The organism is Mucilaginibacter sp. GW822-FHT03E02 (genome assembly GCF_058801545.1).
In genome coordinates this window covers 1,508,699-1,529,001 of sequence record NZ_JBXANJ010000001.1, presented here as the reverse complement: position 1 = coordinate 1,529,001, position 20,303 = coordinate 1,508,699, and the positions used below count along the sequence as shown (strand labels likewise).

The following is a 20,303-nucleotide window of genomic DNA, read 5'->3' as shown; positions in this document are numbered from 1 at the left end:
CCTCTAAATCTCCCCCGGTAGGGGAGACTTACCTGTGAGCCTGATTATTTAACCACAATGGTTTTGCTTTGGGTGGTATGCGCGCTAAAATAGCCCAAAACTGTGGGTGTAATATTGCCTGGCGGATCGGCCGGGGTAACCCCGCCGCCGGGGCCGTTATCGCCTTGCTGCATCAGGGTAAACCAGTAGGTGTAGACAGGCTTATCTATACATTGCATTTCAACGGTTACGGTGTCACCGGCGTAAATGCCAAAATCCCGGTCGCTGCTGTTATCGGTGCGCAAATCGATGCTAACTGTGCGTCCGTCGTTAAAATCATCATTAAAGGCATAAATACTTTTAACCTGCACGTTATTTACAAACATTACAAAGCGATACTGGTTAACAACGCCTGCCGGGTCATGGTAATGAACGGTAATATTCTTTTTGTGCTTGCTGCTGTTAAATTCATCGTCTTTTGATGTCAGCGAGTCTAACGCGATTGGTGCCGGCATAGCCGAGGTGGCAGTATAAGTTTTTGCGCCAGTTGTTATTGTCATGGTGTAGGTGTTTCCGGGTATGCCCGAAGATGTACTGGCCGTGTAGGTGCCTGGGGTGCCTTCTGTAAACGCGTAACTTTTGCCGGCCTGGTCGGTTACGGCAACAGTGGCCCCCGTAACCGGCGGATAGGTATTGGTGCTTGAAAACGGCACATTTTGGCTCAGCTTTATAGTTTGAGGCCCGGTGGCATTGGTAATGTTGCCTTCAATAACCAGTTTGCCTGTATTGTTGCCCAGGTTAAGGTCAATAACTTTGGTACACGAGCAAATGAGCGGTAAGGCAAATAAAAATATGATATAGTATTTAAATGTATTCATCGGGCTTAAAATTTAAAGTTCCAGGTAATAGATGGTATCTGGGTGGCAAAAATGCTGGTTTCGGCAGCCTCGGTTGTGTTGGGGCTGGTTTTGCTGTCGCGGAAGGTGATGCTATACGGGTCACGGTGGGCATAAACGTTGTATATACTGAACGTCCAGCTGGAGTGGTATCGTTTGTGTTGCTTGCCTTCTAACGTGGCGCCAATGTCAAGCCTGTTGTTGGCCGGCTTACGATAGCCGTTGCGCTCCGAGTACGAGAAAGTGGTAAGCCCGCCAACATTATATTTGCCTGTTGGGTAGGTAACGGCGCTACCGGTTTGGTAAATAAATGAACTTGAAAAAGATAAACGTTTGGTAAGCTGGTAAATGCCAACCACTGATAGGTCATGCGTACGGTCTTGCCTTGACGGATAGTAACGGCCATTGTTGATGGCGGCAAATTTATTCTCGGTACGTGATAGGGTATAACCTATCCACCCGTTAAACCTGCCATATTTTTTCTTCAAAAACAGCTCAATACCATATGCCCTGCCCGAGCCGTAGGTGAGCAGCGATTCCACATCCTGGTTGGCAATCAGCTGTGCACCGTCTTTATAGTCAATTTGGTTTTGCAGCCACTTGTAATAGGCTTCGGCCGAAAATTCAAACAGGTTATCTTTAAAATTGCGGAACCATCCGGCTGATACCTGGTCGGCTATTTCGGGTTTGATATTGTTGCTGCTCATCACGTAAAGGTCGGTTGGCGAACTGGTGGTAGAGTTGGTGAGCAGGTGGATGTTTTGCGTATTACGATTATAGGATACTTTAACGGAAGTGGCATCATTTAACTGGTAACCGGCAGATAGCCGTGGCTCCAGGTTAAGGTAGCTTTTAACTGTTGAACCTGAGCCATATCTCGTTGAATCGGCAGCTTTGCCCGTGGCATCATATGACTTAAAGGTACCAGGACCAATAAGGGAAAACGAGCTAAGCCTTACTCCATACAATATGCTTAGCTTCTCGGTAACTTTCCAGTCATCGCTAACGTAGGCGGAGTTTTCATAGCCAAAACGCTTTTCGATGCTTTTGGCGTTGAAGCTGGACGAAGCATCGGTAGTGATATCGCCGGGCGCTATGCTGTGGTGTAATATATTGATGCCGAATTTAAGCCGGTGCTCATTATTAACCGCATATTGCAGGTCTTCCTTTAAATTAAAATCGGTGATTTGCGAGGTGGCCTTAAAGCTATTATCGCTCAAAAAACTCTCGATGGCATAGTTATAATTGCTAAAAACCACCGATGTATTAGAAAATAGCTTACTGGTAAAAATATGATTAAACCTTACAGTGCCTGTGGCGTTGCCCCAGTTGGTGCCAAAAAGGTTTTTAAGCCCCAGTACGTCTTTACCAAAATAACCCGATAGGAAAATGGTGTTATGGTCATCAAAATGGTAATTGGCCTTGGCGTTAAGGTCATAAAAGTAAAGCTTGCTGCCTTTGATGGTCGAATCTTTAGAGGCCTTTAAAAAGAAATCGATATAAGTTCGCCTGGCGCTTATCATGAACGATCCTTTGTCTTTAACAAGGGGCCCTTCTACTTTAAGCCTCGACGCGATGAGGCCCAGTCCGCCCTGAACGGTAAAATCCTTATTATTGCCATCATTCATCTTAATATCAAGTACCGACGATAGGCGGCCACCGTATTCGGAAGGCATGCCGCCTTTGTATAGGCTAACATCTTTTATAGCATCGGAGTTAAAGGTGGAGAAGAAGCCAAACAAATGCGATGCGTTATAAACCGTGGCTTCATCAAGCATGATCAGGTTTTGATCTGAGGCACCACCCCGCACATAGAAGCCGGAGTTTCCCTCGCCGCCCGATTTTACGCCCGGCATCAGGGTTATTGTTTTTAAAATGTCCTTTTCGCCCAATACTACCGGCACCTGGTTAATCTGGGTCATGTTTAATCGTTCAACCCCCATTTGCGGCGAAGCTATCTGATCGTTATTGGGCCGGTTGGCATTGATAACTACTTCCTGCAGCTCGCTTTTGGGGGATAGGGAAATGCTGATAGGCAGGTCATGCTGAAGCGAAACCTGTTTTAAAATAGTTTCATAACCTATGTAGCTAAACAGCAAGGTATATGAGCCATCGGGTACAGATAGGGAGTAAAAGCCATAATTGTTAGTAGCTGTGCCCACCGAAGAAAGTTCTTTAATCCTTACAGAAGCGCCAATAAGTGTTTCGCCGGTTGCAGCATCTTTGATGGTGCCGCTGATAATATGCCTTTTTTGAGCAAAAGCCGATATGGCGAATAATGAAAATAGAAAAACAAGTAGTGATTTGGTCATTTAAAATGTTTTAAACGGATAATCTGATGCTGCTGATAGCTGGCCTTCCTTCGAATATTGGTCGACGGTAAGCGTGGGCCACCTACTTCTTTAGACGATCAATGAGTAAAAACATTTCAAGATGGCGCAAAAATATTTATTAAGTTGTTTGTTAGGCTCTGGGCCAGGTAAAGAGGTCCCCTGCACGCTATCCACTGAAAGCCTCCCCAACTGCGTCATATTTACACAATAATAGTAGAAGTATTTCCACAAGCTGTTACGTAAATAAAATTAAAGTACTGTTTTATTTATTTTAATCAACATGTAACTTTTGGTACTGTAATTGAGTATAAATTAATATCCTTCTCAAAGGATTGTTTTTCATAGGTAGATGTAGGGCCGATCAAAAAACTGCGAGAGTTTTTCGGCCCTTTTTTATGAAATAAGGTTTTTAGGGGGAAAATAATTTACCCTAATTTAAATGAGCCGAATTTTAGCTTCAGCTTACGCTTGGCTTCAGGTTCATTAATATACCAGGCCCCAAATAGCGAATCTCCGTTATTATCTCTGTAATCAATCCAAACAGTGCTGGAGTTTGTCATTGTTATCCAATCGATCTTGCCCGGACTTTCGACGTCTGCTATTTTTTTGAATGTTTCAAGGTCATTCCCCGAGCAATATTGTTTTCCTGCGCCTTCGGTATTGTAAGCAAAGGCATGCTGGTCGATGATGACTGATCTACCCACTCTTTCAGATTTTTTAAATATATCCAGGTAATAAAAGAATTCTTCAAACGCTTTTTTGTCGTCGTTTAAATTCCTGTTATGGATTTGCCAGTGCCAGCCGCCGGCCAGTCCGTGGTGCTTTTCCAGGTGCCCCAGTATCCATGTATTAAAATACGTAAAATCCGGGCAGCCCGGTTTCTGAAGCTGGTCGGCCCCGGCAGCAAAAGTGAAGCCGGTGATAAAACCATTTAGCGTTTCAAAAGTGTAGTCATTTCCCAGGAACATCGCAGTCCGCTTTTGCATGTGCTCCAGTATATCATAAATGTTGTCCATGATATTCATTAAATCCTGTATTTAGTAAGGCACATCGCATTTAAGATTAAATAGGTATCAATGGTATCAAGTTGTTAGATATTTCACGAAAAGGCGCTAAGCCGCAAAGAAAAAATAAGCAAATCACTTTGCGTCGTTGCGTCTTTGCGCGAAATAAATCTTATAAAGTTAAAATGCGATTGCCCTGTGTATTTAGTAAGTAATTTACTGAATATTTAATTTGCAGGCAACGTTTTTCGGCTTTTTATTGAAACAAAAGAATATCCCCTTTAACTATTTGACTGTATCAACGCCGTTACAGCCGCCCGGTAAGCTTCGCCTATGGGAATCTCTTTTTCATCAATGATTACAGCGGTTTTATTAATGGCCTCAATTTTTTGCGTGTTAATGAAAAATGACTTGTGAATGCGCATAAAATGCGATGGCCATTTTTGTTCTACATTTTTGAAGCTGAGCCGCACAATGGCCGGCTTTTTATGGCCTGTAAAGTATATTTTAACATAATCCCGTAAGCCTTCCAGGTATAGCACCTCATCAAACGTGATTTTAACAACGGTGTACCCGGCATTTATATAAGTATAGTTTAAAGCGGGCGAGGTTAATGCTTGTTTTAAAGCCTTAAGTTCGGCAAGCTCTTTTGCCTTGTTACAGGCCTGCATAAACCTATCTAACGGCACCGGTTTGGTAAGGTAATCAACCACGTTTAAGGCAAAGCCATCTAAAGCATATTGCTTGTAGGCAGATACAATGATAACCAAAGGCTTTTTAATTAAGCTGTTAATAAACTGAAGCCCCGTCATTCCGGGCATCTGGATATCTACAAATATTAAATCGACGTCGTTTTCCTGCATGGCTTTATTTGCCGAAAATCCATCGTCGCAAGCTGCCTGCAGGTTTAAAAACGGAATTTTACTTATGTTATCGGCAAGTAAACTTAAGGCAAGCGGCTCATCATCAATTGCAATACAATTTATCATGCATCTAATTTTAGTATCAGGTTAACCTCAAAGCAATTGTTTTCGCTTTTAATGCTTAACTGATGTTTGTTTTCATACAACAGGTTTATTCTGCGGCTCACGTTGGCTATGCCTATACCCGACGATTCGTCTTTTTGCCCTGTATTTAATGCGTCATATTTATTGATAACGGTAAAATTTAAAAATCGCTCATCAGTAACTAACTCAATTATAATGCGCGGGTCATCTATCGAACCCACCCCATGCTTAAAGGCATTTTCAACAAACGGGATTAACAGCATCGGTTCAATCAGCTGGTTTTTATTCAGGATGGTAAATGAGGTTTCTACCTTAACTTTTTTGCCAAACCGCTGCTTTTGCAAATCAATATAATGGTTAAGGTACTCTTCTTCCACCTTAATATTTACTTTCTCTTCATCAGTATGGTAAAGCATGTATTTCATTAAGCCCGAAAGCTTCATTACCGTAGGCTCCAGCTCGGCACTGTTTAACCTTACCAGCGATACGATGTTGTTAAGTACATTAAATATAAAGTGGGGGCTTATTTGCGACCGTAAAAAAGACAACTCGGTTTTTAATTTCTCTTTATCCTTTTCGCGCAGCTTTTCCTGGTAGTCAAGCAAGCCGTTTATGGTGGTATAAGCCAGGCTTGCCGCCATGGTGAGTAAAAACGCGGGCAGGCGCAGCCAGCTGGTGCGCAGCAGGCCATAAGGCAAGTCTATCTCCAGCCAGTTATAAATATAATGATATACAAACAGGTAAATGGCATAAATTGAGAGTACGGCCAGCACATAGTAAGGGTATTTACCCTTCATAAACAAATGAGGGATAAGAATTAAGCTGTTAAAATAAAAAGCGGCTATCCAATAAAAGTACCCCGCGTAATCAAGCTTAATAAACCCGCTCATTTCTTTGCCCGTAAATGTGCGGGAAGGCAATACATTGATTGAATGCATGATGTATGGTAACGCCATCAGAACAAGCCAAACGCATACATGCGCCCAAATCCTGAATTTTTTATTGTACAAATTCAAACCTATTATATTGTTTTTATCATGCATGGCTAAAGTACATTTATAAAAGGTTTAATAAAATTATATACATAAATGCAGTATTATTTTTACAATACAGATAGTAACAAATAGGACGCAATCGATTGTTGATGTTTAAACATGTGATTGCCTGGTTGGTACACACTAATTCATTGCGAAATATTGACACAATAACTGTTGTTGTTAAAATTATCCAGGTTTTATACGAGAAACTGGTTTTAAATCGGTTTTTTGCTAGTTTTTTAAACTCTTGCTAATATATAACATCCCGGCAGGTTCTGGTATTCCAGCACCCCAAAAAGCAAAAATATTTTTGTCGCATTATTTACCTGTTTGGTCTTACAATAAGTATGTTTTGTCGCTTTATTAAAATCTATAATTCTATTATTTTATTATTTGTGAACAATTATAATAAACCGGGGCATTTACCTGGGGCGCGCAGATCGTGTGGCCTCTTTTACATAAGTAAACATTTTTAATACGAGCCTTTTTGTGCTCCTGATGATCGGGATAAGGAATTAGCGATACGGGTGTATTGATGAACTGATTTGACGGTTTTGCGCAGCCAAAACTGTAAATCAACAAGGTCGATAACATCGGTATCTGAAGAGCTTAAATGATTTAGTAAACGTGTCATTTGAGAATTAGTTGATCAATATCACTTGAGAAATGATATTGGATTTGCGTTCCGGGGTGAGATCCGGGACGCATTATTAACAGCTGATTAAGAAATGATTACGCGTTCTGTTTGCAATCAATAAATAACCAAATATATATCAATTAAATCTCAAATTCATGTTTAAAAGTTTACTCCTAAAAGGGAGATTCCTGGGTGTGCTGTTATGCTGCCTGGTATCTTCGGTGGTAGTTACTGCCCAAACAAAGTACAAGGGAAAGGTTATCGCCAGCGATGACAAATTACCTATCATTGGCGCCTCGGTACGGGTAAAAGGCGCCGCTACCGGTGCCATTACCGACGTTAATGGCGATTTTTCCCTCTCGTTAAGTCCGGGTAACACGCTGGTTATATCCTATATAGGCTATGTTACCAAAGAAATTACCGTTGGTACCGATGTTAATTTAAACATTACCCTAATTGCCGGTAACAATACCTTAAACGAGGTGGTAGTAACGGGTTACGGCAGCCAGCGAAAAAAAGACCTGGTAGGTGCGGTAGCTGTAGTTGATGTAGCCGCCGCCAACAGACAGCCAACATCATCGGTTGAAAACCAGTTGCAGGGGCAGGCAGCGGGTGTTACCGTTATTGCATCGGGGCAACCGGGCGAAAATCCTTCAGTAAAAATTCGTGGCGCCAATACGTTTGGCAACAACCAGCCCCTGTATGTGGTTGATGGTGTACCTACAACAAACGTAAGCGACATTAACCCTAATGACGTGGCCAGCATGCAGGTATTAAAGGATGCAAGTTCGGCATCAATATACGGTGCGCGCGCTGCCAATGGTGTAATTGTTATCACCACTAAAAAAGGTACCGGTAAGGTAAGCGTATCATATGATGCTTATTACGGTACCCAGGTACCTAAAGGCGGTAATGTGTTTAACCTGTTAAATCCGCAGGAAATGACCAGCCTGAGAACGCTGGCCATACAAAATACCGCTGCCTTAAAAGGAATACCTGTTGATTTAAGTAGCAACCTGTACGGCCCCAATGGCAATGTATTGCCCGATTATATTAGCGCGGGCAGTACAGGCCCTTATGGCGTACATGCGGGCGACCCGGCTGTCGATCCGTCAAAGTATAACGTTAACCCGTTTTATACTTCCGGCGATCCATCGGGCTTTTACCGTATTACAAAGGCCAACAAAGCAGGCACCGACTGGTATCATGAAATATTTAAATCGGCCCCTATCCAAAGTCATAACCTGGCTTTAAGCGGCAGTTCAGACCTGGCCACTTACTTGTTCTCCATGAACTATTACAACCAGAAGGGTACCTTGATAGATACTTATGATAAGCGCTATACCGTAAGGGCAAATACCAGCTTTAATGTATCTAAACACATCAGGGTAGGCGAAAACTTATCCTACTCGGTAACAGAAAATCCGCTGATCAATGAAAATGACGAGGGGTCTGGTATTGGTATGGCTTTCCGCGAGCAGCCTATAATTCCTGTATATGATATTGCAGGTAACTATGCCGGCTCAAATACAGCAAACTTAGGTAACGCCCGTAACCCGGTGGCTGTACAGCAACGTACCGGCAATAATTACGGAGCTTATAACAGGCTGTTTGGTAATGCCTTTGCCGAGGTTGATTTCCTGAAATACTTTACCTTACGCACCCAGTTTGGTGGCGAGTATTATTCTGATTATAACCATTCGTTTACTTTCCCTGAATATGAGAATTCTGAAAATAACACGACCAACTCATACTCAGAGAACTCATTTAACGGGTACAATTACACCTGGACAAATACTTTAACCTATCACCAAACCATTCGTAAACACGATATTAAATTATTGGTAGGTACAGAGAACTATAAAAACCGGTACGAAACCCTGGGTGCTACCAATACCGGGTACTTTACTTTTGATAAAAATTATACCACTATAACAACAGGTACCGGTACGCCAACTGCTTATAGCACCATCCAAAGAGATAAGCTACAATCGCTGATTGCGCGTTTAGATTATACTTTTAATGATGAGTTCCTGTTAAATGCAACGCTCCGTCGTGATGGTTCATCACGGTTTTTAACTTACCAATATGGCTGGTTCCCGGCAGTAAGCGCGGGCTGGCGCATATCGCAGGAGAGTTTCCTGAAAAAAGCGGCATGGATAAGCGATTTGAAGATCCGCGGTGGATACGGTGTAATGGGTAACCAGATCAATGTGGACCCATCCAACGCCTTTACCACATTTGGCGCAATCAAAACCAATTCATACTATGATATTGCCGGTACATCAACCAGTACAGTTGCCGGCTTTACCCAAACCAGGATAGGTAATCCCGATGCTAAATGGGAACTTGATAAAAACTTAAATATTGGCTTTGATGGTTCGTTTTTTAACCAGAAATGGGATATATCTGCCGATTATTACAAAAAGATCATCACCGGCTTGCTATTCAATCCAAACCTGCCGGGTACCGCAGGCTCTGCAACAGCGCCATACAGCAACGTTGGAGCTATGAATAATACGGGTTTGGATATTGCCATTGGCACGCATCAAACACTGGGTCATGATCTGAAAATGAACGCTTCATTGACGTTTACCACTTATCATAACGTTATTAAGGCCGTAACTGTAGGGCAGCCTTACTTCGACCAAAACTCGGGCCGTTTTAATGGCAGTTCCATTATACGTAACCAGGTAGGTGGCCCTGTGGGCGGTTTCTTCGGTTACAAAACTGATGGTTTCTGGAATTCGCAGGCCGAAATTGATGCAGCTAATACAAAAGCAGGGGGCACTTATCAAACCGATGCCGCTGTTGGCCGCTTTAAATATGCCGATGTAAACGGCGATGGTAAAGTAGATGCCAGTGACCGTACATTGCTTGGAAACCCTAACCCTAAATTTACCGGCGGTTTAAATCTCGATTTTACCTATAAAAAATTCGATCTGAATATGTTCTGGTATGGTTCATACGGCAACAAGATTTGGAATGATGTAAGATGGTGGACAGATTTTTACGCCAATTTTGCGGGTGCAAAAAGCAAAACTGCTTTGTATGATTCATGGACGCCTACCCATATGGATGCCAAAGCACCTATACAGGAAATTGATGGCTCATTTAGTACCAACACTGTACCCAACTCTTATTATGTAGAAAACGGCTCGTACCTGCGTTTAAAAAACCTGCAAATAGGTTACAAGTTTGCGCCTAACCTGATCAAATCAATTGGTTTAAGCAGCGCACGTATTTACTTATCAGGAGCTAATTTAATTACCATAACCAAGTACTCTGGTGTTGATCCCGAGATTGTGGGTGGCGGTACCACCAGTAACACCAACAGCAGCACCAACTTTGGTGTTGATAGGGGTAACTACTCGCCAAGCCGTACTTATTTATTAGGTCTACAAGTTAAATTTTAATTAAAGATTTTATGAAAAATATCATACGTTTATCAGTTTGTACTTTAGTTATAGCTGGTATAGTTCAAAGTTCATGCAAAAAGTCGTCTCTTGACCAACCTGCTTTGGGTGCGCTAAGTACGGCCCAAATAACAACGGCGGCAGGTGTAGATGGCCTTTTGATTGGTGCATATTCGGCGCTTGACGGCCAAAAAGGCGGCAACGTTGCTTTTGGTGGTGGCAATCCCTGGGAATCATCACCCGATAACTGGATATATGGCAGCGTGGCCGGTGGCGACGCTCACAAAGGCAGTTCCGGTATCGATCAGCCTGCTATCAACTCAATAGCAACATTTACAGTTGATGCCAGTAACGGTTTTTTAAATACCAAGTGGATAGCCGATTATGAGGGTGTAACAAGGGCGAACAATGTGTTAAAAGCGGTAGCGGCTGTTACAAGCATATCTGCCACCGATAAAGCAAATATTATTGGCCAGGCCAGGTTTTTACGCGGTCATTATTATTTCGACCTGAAAAAGATGTTTGGCAATGTGCCTTATATCGACGAAACCACAACCAATTTCGTGCAGCCCAATACCACCGATATATGGCCCAAAATAGTTGCCGATTTTGCATTTGCCTACGCAAACTTACCGGCAACGCAAACACAGGTTGGTAGGGTAAACAAATGGGCAGCGGGCGCTTACCTGGCTAAAACCTACCTGTACCAAAAAGATTATACCAATGCCGATAAAACATTTACCGAGGTTATTACCGGCGGAACAAACTCGGCAGGTGTTGCTTATGGGTTAACGGATAATTACGAGGATAACTTTAACGCAGCAACCAAAAACAATAAGGAAACCGTTTTTGCCATTCAACAAGCGGCAAATGATGGTACCGGAACCATCAGCGAAGCCAATAACGGCGATATGCTGAACTACCCGTACAACAGCCCTTTTGGATGCTGCGGATTTTTTCAGCCTACCGAAGATCTGGCTAACTCGTTCCGTACCGATGCTACCGGCTTACCTTATTTAGATGACTACAACAGCCACGCTGTAGTTAACGACCAGGGCATTGCATCAACTGCTGCTTTTACACTTGATGCCGGCAACCTTGACCCACGTTTAGACTGGACAGTTGGCCGCCGTGGTATTCCGTATTTGGATTGGGGCAATCACCCTGGCCAAAACTGGATCCGCGAGCAAAGTTCGGCAGGCCCGTACTCACCTAAAAAGAATGTTTATTACCAGGCTACGAAGGGTACTTTAGGCGATAGCCATACCTGGGCACCGGGCAACGCAAACCAGGTTAATATTATCCGCTTTGCCGATGTATTGCTCATGGCGGCCGAAGCCAAAGCACAATTAGGTACGGGCGATTTGGGTTTATCATACGTAAACCTGGTACGTGCAAGGGCAGCTAAACCGGCAAGTGTAGTGTATACTTATAAAGATGCGGCCAACCCAATGGGCGGCTATACTACCACACCGGCTGCAAAGTATGTAGTAAGCCAATATCCTGCCGGCTATTTTTCGGGCAAAGCAGTGGCATTAAAAGCCATTTATTTTGAACGGAAGCTGGAGTTGGGTATGGAAGGCCATCGCTTTTTTGATATCGTTCGCTGGGGTACAGCCCAGCAATCATTGGCTACCTATTTTGGCTACGATGGCAAAAATATAACCGATGTTACCGGCGCACATTTCACAGTTGGTAAAAACGAGGTTTATCCGATTCCGCAGGCACAAATTGACCTGGAATCAACAGGATCATCATCTGCGTTGAAACAAAACCCGGGTTATTAATATTGTTTATTTTTGATAAAACAGAAAGAGGTGGCGTTAGCCGCCTCTTTTTGTATGTATAAAATATAGTAAGACTTTAAAGATAACTTAAGTACTTTAATTGTCGGGCGGCGAATGTTTTACCGGTCTCGAAGTTAAAGTCTCCCCTACCGGGGGAGATTTAGAGGGGGCTTACACATTCATCACTAAACTTTAGCAATCAGTTATGAGGTTCAGCAAACATCATCTTTTAACGTTAACCCTTTTTTTATTTACAGCAGTAGTTTGCCTGGTATCTTTGAATTGTAACAACCCCCAACCGCATGTGGTTGCAACCGATGGAAAAAGTTTGTCAGCTACCTATTGTAAAAGCTGTCATCAATATCCCGAACCTCGGCTGCTTGACCAGGAAACCTGGGCAAAACACGTACTACCCGCAATGGCCCCCCGTTTGGGCATAAAAGTTTATGCCGATGACCAATACGTAAACGACCTGTCGGCAAAATCGGCAGTATCCTATGACGATTGGTTAAAAATTGTTGATTACTATACCAAGGTATCACCAAAGAAATTGATACCCGCAAAGGTTCCCGTTGCCCCGTTAAAAGACTGGGCTAATTTTAGCTTAATAAAGCCAGCTCACGACGTGCCTTTAGCAACAACTACCATGGTGGCATTTGATACCGCCGGGCAGCGTATTTATACCAGCGACAGGATGAATAGCAGTATTTTCCAGTGGTCAAACCAGCTAAAGCTAATGTCAACCGTTAAATACCCTTCGCCCGCGGTTGATGTGCAATTTGGTAAAGATGATAAGGGGGGCGGGCAAAGTGTATTTACTTTTATCGGTTCGATGGATGCCGTTGATATAGCCAATGGTTTTGTAAAACAGGTGGTTTTAAAATCCATAAACTATCAACAGGAAATACAGATTGCCGATAAATTGCCAAGGCCAATACAATCTGTACCGGCCGATATTAATAAAGACGGTTTGCAGGATTGGGTGGTATGCGGATTTGGGCACAATTTGGGGGGCTTATACTGGTACAAGCAATTGGCCGGCAACCAGTTTGAAAAACATGCCATCAGCAACATGCCCGGTGCCGAACACGCCGTTATTGGCGATTTTAACCACGATGGATGGCCCGATGTAGCCTGTTTATTTGCCCAGGCCGATGAAGGTGTGTGGCTGTTTTTGAATGACCATAAAGGAGGTTTTACAAGCAGGAACATTTTGAGGTTTCCGCCTATGTATGGCTCAAGCAGTTTTCAGCTGGTTGATTTTAATAACGACGGGCAGTTGGATGTTTTATACACCAGTGGCGATAATAGCGACTATTCAAAAATATTGAAGCCCTTCCACGGCGTTTACATATTCCTTAACCAGGGCGATTTTAAATTTAAGCAAGCTTATTTTTATCCCGTGAACGGAGCCACCAAAGCCATTGCTTCCGATTTTAACGGCGATGGCAAGCTGGACATAGCGCTGATTGCCTTTTTTTCGGATCTGAAGAAGAATCCCGGCGAAGGCTTTACCTATTTTGAACAGGACAGCCCCATGCATTTTATACCCCACAACCTCCCTATATACAACCAGGGGCGCTGGATTTGTATGGATGTTAAAGATTATAATGGCGATGGCAGTCCGGATATTATTTTAGGTAATTTTTCGATGGGTTTTATTAACGATGATAGCATAAAACCCGGCTGGAATTCCCACACGCCGTTTGTGATATTGAAAAATAATAATAGTTTTTCCGGCAAGCGTTAAGAGGGCTTTTTGATATGGTCAAAAGTGTTGTGTTGCGCAACAGGTGAAACAGTGAAAAATGTCATCTATCTAATAATCAATAAATTGCGAATTGTCATAAAATAAAAAGCGCAACAAAAGCGCAACAGTAGGTAAAATGGCTGGTGAAGTTTTTCGGTTTTTCAAAGGCTCTGCCGGTAACTGATTAGAAAAACTCGTTCCTCGTTCAAACTCTCGTCCATGTTACCATTTAATCCAAAAACTGAAAACTTTTAAGAAGCTGTCTAACAATAAAAAACAGACCGTCCCTGCTTCGTCCCAGCCCATTGACATGTTTTCTTTTCGAGGGGCGCAGGCCTGTCACCCTGAGCCTGTCGAAGGGTCGCGCGGAGAGGCCTTTGCCCGCTATGCTTCGACAAGCATGACAGCCCTTTTTACGATGTCATTCCTCCTTCAGAGAGTTTCGCCAAATTTTACCACTCACAATGATGCGTGGATATGTGCTTCATTCGAAGCATAAAAACATTAATAAACCATTTTTAGAAAACGTTTAAGAAGCGAAAAGCCTGTTGCCTATCTACCGGCTTCAATCACCCTAATCCCATCCTCATCGGCAATGATGGCTTTGGTTGCCATGCCATAAAACAAAGAATGCTCAACAATACCCGGTATCATTTTTACCTTGATGTTTAACTCATTCAGCGGTAAAAGTTTCGCAAAAAATATATCAACCAGCATATTACCATTATCTGATACCACTGCGCCATCCTTTTGGCTGCTCATGCGCTGAATAGTTTTAGCACCCGGAAAATCTGCTGCCAGGCGTTTCAATACAATTTGCAACGCGGCGGGCAAAACTTCAATAACCATGGGGTAGGTGGTATCCAGCTTATTTGTATATTTTCCCGCATCGCCAATCAGTATAAATTCATCAGCCATTGATGCCAGGATCTTTTCGGTAGTGTGGATGCCGCCACCACTTTTAAGAGCATTCAGTTGTTTATCAAATTGGTCGCATCCATCAAAATAAATATCAAGGCGGTTTATCAGGGCAGGCGCCATTACCCTTAAGCCGTTTTGGGCAAGCATAGCTGTAGTTTTAAAAGATGACGATGTGAAGGTAACTGATGCTGCAAGTTCATCATCAGCGGCTACCAGTGTAACCAGGTGAGCAATGGTGCTGCCCGCTCCTAAACCTATGGTTTGGTGTGGTTTAATAAATTTTACGGCTGCTTTTGCCGCCTCAAGTTTTAAATCGTTCATAAGTGTAAGCTAAATAGAGATTTTGAATTAAAAAAAATATATTTGGATCGCTTTCCAAAGCTTTAATATATCCTTAAATTTAAATTAATATCATTGGCGTTACTTTACCCCTATAAAAAAGGCTTGTGAAACAATATTCGGATGCTCAACTTTTATTGGAACTGCAAAGCGGGAATCATCGGGCATTTCAGGAAATTTACGAGCGGTACGCCGATAAGCTGATAGCCTTTGCCCTTAAAAAAACGCAAAATGAAGATGAGGCGATGGATATGGTGCAGGAACTTTTCCTATCGGTATGGAAAAACCGCTATACCATACAGGTAAACGGCCCGCTGGAGGCTTACCTAATTGTTTCGGTAAATTACATGGCCTATAAGTGGTTCAAAAAACAAAGTAAACAACCACAATCATTAAATGATTTTATGGAGTTGCCGGATATGGCCGAGGACAGTACCGCGCAAAAATTATCATTTGCCGAATTAAGCTTTTTAATAAACCGCGAAATTGCCGATATGCCCGAAAAAATGCGCCAGGTTTACCTGTGCAGCCGCGAGCAGGATATGAACGGGCAGCAAATAGCCGCAGAATTAGGCATATCGCACCAAACCGTGCGTAATCAGATTAGCAGTGCCCTGGGCCGGTTAAAAAAAGCAGTTCACCATTATTATAACGTCATCCCACCCGATAAGCTCAGCGAATTTTTGCTGCTGATAATTTTTTTACGTTTGCTATAGTACATAGCCCTTCCTGCTGTCACTTGGTAAGTATAAAGGCTTATAAGTGAAAGAAAAGGAAATCAAAAAACTACTTGATAAATTTAACGAAGGCAAATGCACCGACGAAGAATTGGCGTATTTGCAAATGCTGATGCAGGATTTAAACCGCCGGCAGGATGCGCCGCAACCTGTGGGGCATTTAAAGCAGGCCCTTTGGGATAAAATACAAGCGCAAACCGTTAGCCAGCCCCGCATAACCAGGTTAAACACCGCATGGCTAAAAGTAGCCGCCGTTGTTTTAGTTAGTCTTTTTGCCGGTATTTTGAGTTATCGCATGTTTACGGGCCCTAAACCTGCAGAGGTAATTGCCTACCAGGTTATCACCGCGCCTAAAGGGCAGATGAAAAAGGTACTACTGCCCGATAATACCCTGGTGCAACTAAACGCGGGCAGCGCTATCAGGTGTCCGGTTAAATTCAGCGCTGTTGTAAGGGAGGTAACTTTGCTGAACGGCGAAGCCTTTTTTGATGTAAAGCACGATGCCACAAAACCTTTCCTGGTTCACACAGCCGGTGTTACCACACAGGTGTTGGGTACCTCATTTAATATTAAATTTTACCGCGAGCTGCCAACCATACAGGTATTTGTAAACAGCGGTAAGGTTGAAGTACATGACAGGCAGCATACTTTAGGTATGTACACGCCGCAGCAGCAGGTAACCTACAACAAACAAAACCAAAATTTTTCAAGACAAACCATTATTGGCGACCACGCCCTAAGCTGGATGCATGACGACCTGATTTTAGATAACGTTGAGTTTAAAGAGGTAGCTGTTTACCTGCAAAACAGGTATAACGTAAACTTTAATTACACTGGTAAAAGGCTGAGCAGGCAACATTATTCGGTTAGGTTTTCAAATAAGCTAACCATTAACCAGGTGCTTGATATTTTGCAGTTTATTGATGGCCGTAAATACCGGCTTAACGGGGACGTAGTAACTATTAAATAATAGATATAAAAGAAAACCAATGCCTGCTACTAACAAGCACTGGCTTATTAAGTGTAACTGCCCAAACTAAAACCAGACAGGCGGTTACTAATCACTTTTAAAAACAAATGTATGGAAAAATCTTTATCCCAGATTTCAAGAAAGTTAATGACCGCAATTTTATTGCTCTTAACAATTTTCGCAACGTTGGTGCCGGGCCAATCCCTGGCCGAGCGTAAAGCATCATTGATTGACCAGCCGGTAACCGTAAAATTTGCCGACGAGACAATGGATGCATCGCTCGAAAAATTAAAAAAGGCGATGAACAACGTGGCCTTCAATTACAAATTAGATGATGTGGCAGCGGTGAAAGTAAAAGCAAGCACTTTTATAGGCAAACCCTTAAAGGATGTATTAAATGCTTTAACCAGCAACACCCAGCTGGAGTACCGCGAAAAATATAATACCATCATTATCTCGCGTAAAAAAGTGGTAAAAGTGCCTGCAAAAGTAGTGATAACCGGTACTGTGAGCGATAAAGAGGGCCCCCTTGCCGGTGTTGCCATCCGCAGCAAAACATCGCAGGCCGGCACCTCAACAGATGTTAACGGTGTTTTTAAAATATCGGTTGAGCAGGGCGAAGTACTGGTTTTTTCTTTTATCGGTTACAAAACCCAGGAGGTAGTTGCCGATCATTCGCCGCTTGATGTTATTTTAAGCGCGGATATTACCGGCTTATCGGCGGTAGTGGTGGTTGGTTACGGTACTCAAAAAAAATCGGACGTAACGGGCGCTGTAGGATCATTAAAGGTATCAAATGTTAAGGATCGCTCAGTGGGCTCGGTTACCGAAATGCTGCAGGGGCAAATAGCCGGTGTTACCGTTTTAAATGAAGGCGGCGACCCAACATCGGGCCCAAGCATCAGGCTGCGCGGGCAGAGCTCTTTTAACAACGAAGGCCCGTTAACCGTAGTTGACGGAACTATCTACAACGGAGGTCCGATAGACCCTAATGATATCGAATCAATAGATGTGTTGAAGGATTCATATGCCGCTATTTACGGCGCCAAAGCTGCCGGTGGTGTAATACTAATAACCACCAAACGCGGCAAGCAAGGTAAAACCAATTTAGATATTTCGGTAAAAGGGGGTAATCAAAACGCCTTGAAAATATTGCAGGCCTTAAATGCAGCCGAATATGCTGATGCTATTAATACCGCCTATGATAATGCAGGCAAAACCCGCCTGCCGGCTTTTGATGCCACTGTAAATCCGGACTCGCGCATAACACGCACCAACTGGACCGACGCATTGTTCAGAACAGGCCATGTGCAGGATTATAGCCTGAACATTAGCGGTGGTAATGATAGATCAACGTTTTATGTATCGGGCGGCTATCGTAAAAACGACGCTATCCTTTTAAACACCAACGCGCTGCGTTACAACTTCAGGGTAAATTCTGATCACCAGATAAAAGACTGGCTTAAAATGGGCGAAAGCATGTCGTTTTCCTACAATAACGGCCAGGGAGCTAATACAACAAGCGCTTATACAGGTGCTATATTATCGGCTATATTTTATCCGCCCAACGCGTCAATTTATAATGCCGATGGCAGCTTTGGTGGTGTGCCGGCTGCTTATGCGGGCTCATACGGCGATGTTATAAATCCGGTAGCCTATTTAAAACGCCTGGATAACAGCGATGCGGTTACCAGCTTTACCATAAACCCGTATGTGGAAGTAAGTATAATCAAAGGGTTAAAATTCCGCTCGAACCTGGCAGTTACCAAAAACCTGGAAACCATCAAAAACTTCAGCACCAGGATACTGGAGCCTGGAAAAAAGTTTTTTGATAACAACCTTTTCCAGGAGCAAAATAATTCAAGAACAATACTTGCCGAGCAAACCTTAAATTTTGACAGAACATTTGGAACCGACCATCACGTAACTGCTCTGGCAGGCTATACCTACCAGGATGACACACAGGAATTTTTTAGCGTAAATACCGATAATTACCTGAGCGAAGATCCGGCATATCGGTACATCATCAATGGTACATTAAATCCTACAGGTGTTCCTTTACAGGGTAACAAGAACGAGTCGGCCCTGATATCTTATTTAGGCAGGGTAGGGTACGATTATAAAGGCAAGTACTTTGTAAACGGTATCATAAGGCGCGATGCAACTTCAATGTTGAGTAGTAAAAACCGTACTGAAACCTACCCGGGCGTATCTGCAGGATGGTTAATTAGTAAAGAATCATTTTTTCCGGCCGATGGTTTAGTATCATTTGCAAAATTGCGTGCAAGTTATGGCCAATCGGGTAACCTTGCGGGTTTGCCTAACTTCCCTACCTCGGTATCTCTAACCAAAACTGCGGGCTACCTGGGCAGCCCTGCAACGGCAATAACCGGATCGGCAATTGATGGCCTGGCCAATCTTGACCTTAGGTGGGAAAAAGCAACCCAAACAGATATAGGTTTCGATTTGGGCTTGTTAAACGGCCAGCTGAATGTTACCGGCGATGTGTTCATGAAAAAAAACACCCGGTTTTTATTTCAGCCACCCGTAGCCGCTGTTTTTGGCGTATCCAACCCGCCATTTGTAAACGGTGGCGAAATCCAGAACAAGGGTATCGAATTGGCTGTTAAGTACCAAAGCAGCATTGGTAAGCTTCACTACAACCTGGCTGCCAACGGATCTTATATTAAAAACAAGATCATGGATATTTTGCCGGGGCAACAAGCTATCCTTGCAAACCCCACAGTAAGAGGTAACCTTGTACCGGTTCAGTTACAACAAGGGTACTCATTGTATTCTTTCTTCGGATACAAAACTGCGGGCTTGTTTCAAACCCAGGATGAGGTAAACAACTATAAAGGTTCATCGGGCGCACTTATCCAACCAAATGCAAAACCAGGCGATATTAAATTCCTCGACCTTAATGGCGATGGTAAGCTTAGCGATGCCGATAAAACCTATATAGGTACTCCTTTCCCCAAATTCAATTATGGGTTTACTGCCAACTTTAACTATGGCAACTTTGACCTGAGCGTGTTTTTACAGGGGATTGCCGGCAATAAAATTTTCAACGCGGTTAAATACACCGGTTTAAACGCATCAATCCAAAACTATAACCTGCTGGCCGATGCTAAGGATGCCTGGAGCCCTACACATACCAACACAAGCATACCAAGGCTTTCGGCAAGTGACGCTAATGGCAACTTTGGTAATGTATCTGATTTTTATGTGGAAAACGGATCATACATGCGCATTAAAAACGTAACACTGGGTTATACCCTGCCAAAAACATTGATGACCAAAATAGGCGTACGCAGCGCAAGGGTTTTTGCCAACGCGCAAAACCTGGCCACTTTCACCAAATATTCAGGGCTCGATCCCGAAGTAGGCATTGGTCAAAACGGTGTCGATTTGGGCCTGTACCCGCAATCAAGAATCATTTTAATAGGTATTAACGTAGGCTTATAATAACAAGGTATTTAGAGAATTA

13 protein-coding genes are annotated in these 20,303 nt (G+C 43.1%); 6 read left to right on the top strand and 7 right to left on the bottom strand.

The genetic code is table 11. From position 1 onward, the window contains the following. Positions 1 to 44: 44 nt before the first annotated feature. The 6 genes from AC1RM2_RS06230 to AC1RM2_RS06205 form a co-directional block, all read right to left on the bottom strand. Complete coding sequence (locus AC1RM2_RS06230; protein ID WP_492984139.1) at positions 45 to 857, bottom strand: DUF4249 domain-containing protein; 813 nt, start codon at positions 855 to 857, stop codon at positions 45 to 47. A gap of 5 nt (positions 858 to 862) precedes the next feature. Further along, positions 863 to 3,187 carry a TonB-dependent receptor gene (locus tag AC1RM2_RS06225; RefSeq protein ID WP_492984138.1) on the bottom strand — a complete coding sequence of 775 codons (2,325 nt, stop codon included), beginning with the start codon at positions 3,185 to 3,187 and terminating at the stop codon, positions 863 to 865. A 446-nt stretch (positions 3,188 to 3,633) separates the two neighbouring features. Next, the gene (locus tag AC1RM2_RS06220) at positions 3,634 to 4,224 is read right to left on the bottom strand and encodes a hypothetical protein (RefSeq protein ID WP_492984137.1); all 591 of its coding nucleotides are present in this window, start codon (positions 4,222 to 4,224) and stop codon (positions 3,634 to 3,636) included. A gap of 269 nt (positions 4,225 to 4,493) precedes the next feature. Next, complete coding sequence (locus AC1RM2_RS06215) at positions 4,494 to 5,201, bottom strand: LytR/AlgR family response regulator transcription factor (RefSeq protein WP_492984136.1); 708 nt, start codon at positions 5,199 to 5,201, stop codon at positions 4,494 to 4,496. Then, on the bottom strand, positions 5,198 to 6,157 hold the full coding sequence (locus AC1RM2_RS06210) for a sensor histidine kinase (protein ID WP_492984135.1): 960 nt from the start codon (positions 6,155 to 6,157) through the stop codon (positions 5,198 to 5,200). The genes AC1RM2_RS06215 and AC1RM2_RS06210 overlap by 4 nt, the downstream gene beginning before the upstream one ends. A 571-nt stretch (positions 6,158 to 6,728) precedes the next feature. Continuing rightward, positions 6,729 to 6,890, bottom strand: coding sequence for a hypothetical protein (locus AC1RM2_RS06205; RefSeq protein ID WP_492984134.1), 162 nt, complete (start codon positions 6,888 to 6,890; stop codon positions 6,729 to 6,731). Positions 6,891 to 7,048: 158 nt separating this feature from the next. Between AC1RM2_RS06205 and AC1RM2_RS06200 the strand changes: the two genes are divergently transcribed. The 3 genes from AC1RM2_RS06200 to AC1RM2_RS06190 all read left to right on the top strand — a co-directional run bounded on the left by AC1RM2_RS06200 (position 7,049) and on the right by AC1RM2_RS06190 (position 13,846). Then, positions 7,049 to 10,309 carry a SusC/RagA family TonB-linked outer membrane protein gene (locus AC1RM2_RS06200; RefSeq protein ID WP_492984133.1) on the top strand — a complete coding sequence of 1,087 codons (3,261 nt, stop codon included), beginning with the start codon at positions 7,049 to 7,051 and terminating at the stop codon, positions 10,307 to 10,309. A gap of 11 nt (positions 10,310 to 10,320) precedes the next feature. After that, positions 10,321 to 12,096, top strand: a complete 1,776-nt coding sequence (locus AC1RM2_RS06195; RefSeq protein WP_492984132.1) for a RagB/SusD family nutrient uptake outer membrane protein — start codon at positions 10,321 to 10,323, stop codon at positions 12,094 to 12,096. Positions 12,097 to 12,301: 205 nt separating this feature from the next. Then, entirely contained in the window at positions 12,302 to 13,846 is a 1,545-nt protein-coding gene (locus AC1RM2_RS06190) for an FG-GAP repeat domain-containing protein (RefSeq protein ID WP_492984131.1), read from the top strand. 552 nt (positions 13,847 to 14,398) lie between these two features. Here the strand turns inward: AC1RM2_RS06190 and rpiA are convergent. Further along, on the bottom strand, positions 14,399 to 15,088 hold the full coding sequence (gene rpiA, locus AC1RM2_RS06185) for a ribose 5-phosphate isomerase A (RefSeq protein ID WP_492984130.1): 690 nt from the start codon (positions 15,086 to 15,088) through the stop codon (positions 14,399 to 14,401). Between the two features lie 125 nt (positions 15,089 to 15,213). Here rpiA and AC1RM2_RS06180 point away from each other — a divergent pair, with 125 nt between their 5' ends. The 3 genes from AC1RM2_RS06180 to AC1RM2_RS06170 all read left to right on the top strand — a co-directional run bounded on the left by AC1RM2_RS06180 (position 15,214) and on the right by AC1RM2_RS06170 (position 20,281). Next, on the top strand, positions 15,214 to 15,822 hold the full coding sequence (locus tag AC1RM2_RS06180) for an RNA polymerase sigma factor (protein ID WP_492984129.1): 609 nt from the start codon (positions 15,214 to 15,216) through the stop codon (positions 15,820 to 15,822). A 46-nt stretch (positions 15,823 to 15,868) separates the two neighbouring features. Beyond that, positions 15,869 to 16,813 (top strand): FecR family protein, encoded by a 945-nt coding sequence (locus AC1RM2_RS06175; protein WP_492984128.1) that lies wholly within the window; start codon positions 15,869 to 15,871, stop codon positions 16,811 to 16,813. 111 nt (positions 16,814 to 16,924) lie between these two features. Then, positions 16,925 to 20,281: a SusC/RagA family TonB-linked outer membrane protein gene (locus AC1RM2_RS06170; RefSeq protein ID WP_492984127.1), complete on the top strand. Its 3,357-nt coding sequence runs from the start codon at positions 16,925 to 16,927 to the stop codon at positions 20,279 to 20,281. Positions 20,282 to 20,303 lie beyond the last annotated feature (22 nt).

Coding starts and splice junctions, on each gene's coding strand:
- AC1RM2_RS06230 (WP_492984139.1), bottom strand. CDS start 857: ATGAATACATTTAAATACTATATCATATTTTTATTTGCCTTACCGCTC.
- AC1RM2_RS06225 (WP_492984138.1), bottom strand. CDS start 3,187: ATGACCAAATCACTACTTGTTTTTCTATTTTCATTATTCGCCATATCG.
- AC1RM2_RS06220 (WP_492984137.1), bottom strand. CDS start 4,224: ATGGACAACATTTATGATATACTGGAGCACATGCAAAAGCGGACTGCG.
- AC1RM2_RS06215 (WP_492984136.1), bottom strand. CDS start 5,201: ATGATAAATTGTATTGCAATTGATGATGAGCCGCTTGCCTTAAGTTTA.
- AC1RM2_RS06210 (WP_492984135.1), bottom strand. CDS start 6,157: ATGCATTCAATCAATGTATTGCCTTCCCGCACATTTACGGGCAAAGAA.
- AC1RM2_RS06205 (WP_492984134.1), bottom strand. CDS start 6,890: ATGACACGTTTACTAAATCATTTAAGCTCTTCAGATACCGATGTTATC.
- AC1RM2_RS06200 (WP_492984133.1), top strand. CDS start 7,049: ATGTTTAAAAGTTTACTCCTAAAAGGGAGATTCCTGGGTGTGCTGTTA.
- AC1RM2_RS06195 (WP_492984132.1), top strand. CDS start 10,321: ATGAAAAATATCATACGTTTATCAGTTTGTACTTTAGTTATAGCTGGT.
- AC1RM2_RS06190 (WP_492984131.1), top strand. CDS start 12,302: ATGAGGTTCAGCAAACATCATCTTTTAACGTTAACCCTTTTTTTATTT.
- rpiA (WP_492984130.1), bottom strand. CDS start 15,088: ATGAACGATTTAAAACTTGAGGCGGCAAAAGCAGCCGTAAAATTTATT.
- AC1RM2_RS06170 (WP_492984127.1), top strand. CDS start 16,925: ATGGAAAAATCTTTATCCCAGATTTCAAGAAAGTTAATGACCGCAATT.